Below are 2,789 nucleotides of genomic sequence, written 5' to 3'. Positions count from 1 at the left end.
GAGGTGGCGCTGCAGGCGCTCGACGCGGGCAAGCACGTGTGGAGCGAGAAGCCGTTCGCGCTCGATCGCGCCAGCGGCGTGCAGCTGCTGGAGGCCGCCCACGAGAAGGGTCTGCGTGTCGCCACGGCGCCCGACACCTTCCTCGGAGCCGGCATCCAGTCGGCCCGTCGGCTGCTCGAGAGCGGCGCCATCGGCGCACCGCTCACCGCTCTGACACTCATGCAGAGCCCCGGCCCCGAGTCGTGGCACCCGAACCCGGACTTCCTGTTCCAGGAGGGCGCGGGCCCGCTGTTCGACATCGGCCCGTACTACCTCACCGCGCTGGTGCAGCTGTTCGGCCCGGTCAAGCGCGTGAGCGCGGTCGCCTCCAAGGCCAAGGAGTCACGCGTGATCGGCTCCGGCCCGCGCGCAGGCGAGTCGTTCGCCGTCACCGTCCCGACGCACGTCAGCGCGCTGTACGAGTTCGAGAGCGGCCAGACCGCGCAGTCGATCTTCAGTTTCGACTCCAAGCTCGGCCGCACCCAGTTCGAGGTCGCCGGCCTCGAGGCGACGGTCGTCGTGCCCGACCCCAACACCTTCGAGGGCGACCTCCTGGTGCACGGGGCGGACGGCATCGAGACCCTCCCGTCGACGGGCACCACCAGCACGCGCGGCATCGGCGTCGTCGAGCTCGCCCGCGCCATCCGCGCCGGCGTGCCGGAGCGTGCGTCGGGCGAGCAGGCCTTCCACGTGCTCGACGTGATGGTCGCGACGATCGAGGCCGGCGAGTCCGGCTCCCCGGTCGACGTGCAGAGCACCGTGCAGGTGGCTCCGGCCCTCCCCGAGGACTGGGACCCGCGCGCTTCGACGCTGGCGTGAGGCCGGCCCGCGGACGATGACAGACGACGGGAGACGAGTGAGCAGCAGCGAGTCGGGCGGATCGAGCCGACAGGACGAGAGCAGGGCGGGATCACGGTTGCGCGTCGCCTTCGTGGGCGGCGGCTTCATGGCCGAGGTCCACTCTCGCGCCGCCCGCGCGGCTCGTGCCGAGCCGGCGGGCATCGTCTCGTCGACGCCGGAGCGTTCGGCCGCCGCGGCCGAACGCCTCGGCATCGGCCGGGCGTACGGCTCGCTGGAGGAGGTGCTCGCCGACGACGGGATCGACGTCGTGCACGTCACCTCGCCGAACGCGCTGCACGCGTCGCAGGCGGCGGCCGTGCTGGCCTCCGGCAAGGACGTCGTCTGCGAGAAGCCGCTCGCCACCACGGTCGGTGATGCGGAAGCCCTGGTCGCCGCCGCGGCCGGACGCACGGCGACCGTGCCGTTCGTGTACCGGTTCCACCCGCTGGTCCGGGAGGCGCGGGCGCGCTTCGCGTCCGGCGCCGCCGGGCAGGTGCTCACCGTCAACGCCTCCTACCTGCAAGACTGGCTGCTCGACTCCGGCGACGACAACTGGCGAGTCGGCTCCGAGCAGGGCGGCCGCTCCCGCGCCTTCGCGGACATCGGATCGCACCTCGTCGACCTCGTCGAGTTCGTCAGCGGAGACCGGGTCTCGCGGCTCTCGGCGAAGAAGCGCACCGTCTTCGCCGAGCGAGCCGCTCACACGGGCATCACGACCGAAGACGCCGCGGCCGTGGTCATCGAGACCGAGTCGGGCGCCATCGGCACGCTCCTCGTGTCGCAGGTGGCTCCCGGCCGCAAGAACCGGCTGTGGCTGGAGATCGCGGGAAGCGCCGAGAACGTGGCGTTCGACCAGGAGCAGCCCGAGACGCTGTGGATCGGCCGGCGCTCCGGCAGCCTCCTGGTGCCGCGCGACGCCGATCAGCTGAGCGCGGATGCCGCACGCCTGTGCGTCGTGCCGTCCGGTCACCCGCAGGGGTACCAGGACGCCTTCAACGCGTTCGTCGCCGACAGCTACGCGGCCGTCGCCGGGCAGAGTCCCGACGGACTGCCGCGCTTCGAGGACGGCCTGCGCGCCGTCCGGATCACCGACGCCGTGATCGACTCGGCCGAGTCGGGCACCTGGATCGAGATGGGAACCAACTGATGACGGAAGCCTCAGCCACCGACGCCGCAGCGGGCCGTACGCACCCGGTCACGCTGTTCACCGGACAGTGGGCCGACCTGACGCTCGAGGAGGTGGCGAAGCACGCCTCCGACTGGGGCTACGACGGCTTGGAGATCGCCTGCTCGGGCGAGCATCTCGACGTGTGGCGCGCAGCGGAGGACGATGACTACCTGCAGGGACGCCTCGACATCCTCGACCGGTACGGCCTGAAGGTGTGGGCGATCTCCAACCACCTCAAGGGCCAGGCGGTCTGCGACGACCCGATCGACTTCCGCCACCAGGCGATCGTCGGCTCGAAGGTGTGGGGCGACGGCGACCCGGAGGGCGTGCGCCGGCGCGCCGCGGAGGAGCTGAAGCTGACCGCGAAGGTCGCCCGCAAGCTCGGCGTCGACACGGTCGTCGGCTTCACCGGATCCAGCATCTGGCCGTACGTGGCGCAGTTCCCCCCTGTCCCGGCCTCCGTCATCGACGCCGGCTATCAGGACTTCGCCGACCGCTGGAACCCGATCCTCGACGTCTTCGACGGCGAGGGCGTGCGGTTCGCCCACGAGGTGCACCCGTCCGAGATCGCCTACGACTACTGGACGAGCGTGCGCACCCTCGACGTGATCGACCACCGCGAGGCGTTCGGCTTCAACTGGGACCCGTCGCACATGATGTGGCAGGACATCGATCCGGTCGGCTTCATCGTCGACTTCCAAGACCGCATCTACCACGTGGACTGCAAGGACACCCGCCTGCG

3 protein-coding genes are annotated in these 2,789 nt (G+C 71.2%); all 3 read left to right on the top strand.

The window, feature by feature from the left end:
• The coding region (locus Q0Q23_RS19940; RefSeq protein ID WP_295128512.1) for a Gfo/Idh/MocA family protein at window positions 1-858 on the top strand (858 nt) is incomplete at its 5' end.
• Between the two features lie 16 nt (window positions 859-874).
• Window positions 875-2,026 (top strand): Gfo/Idh/MocA family protein, encoded by a 1,152-nt coding sequence (locus Q0Q23_RS19935; RefSeq protein WP_295128509.1) that lies wholly within the window; start codon window positions 875-877, stop codon window positions 2,024-2,026.
• A partial coding sequence (locus Q0Q23_RS19930) for a sugar phosphate isomerase/epimerase (RefSeq protein WP_295128505.1) occupies window positions 2,026-2,789 on the top strand: 764 nt, incomplete at its 3' end. The genes Q0Q23_RS19935 and Q0Q23_RS19930, both read left to right, overlap by 1 nt.

The sequence above is a fragment of the uncultured Leifsonia sp. genome (genome assembly GCF_945957465.1).
Taxonomy (GTDB): Bacteria; Actinomycetota; Actinomycetes; order Actinomycetales; family Microbacteriaceae; genus Leifsonia.
Note: the sequence above shows the minus strand (reverse complement) of the source record. Positions and strands in the feature narration are given on the sequence as shown.

Coding starts and splice junctions, on each gene's coding strand:
- Q0Q23_RS19935 (WP_295128509.1), top strand. CDS start 875: ATGACAGACGACGGGAGACGAGTGAGCAGCAGCGAGTCGGGCGGATCG.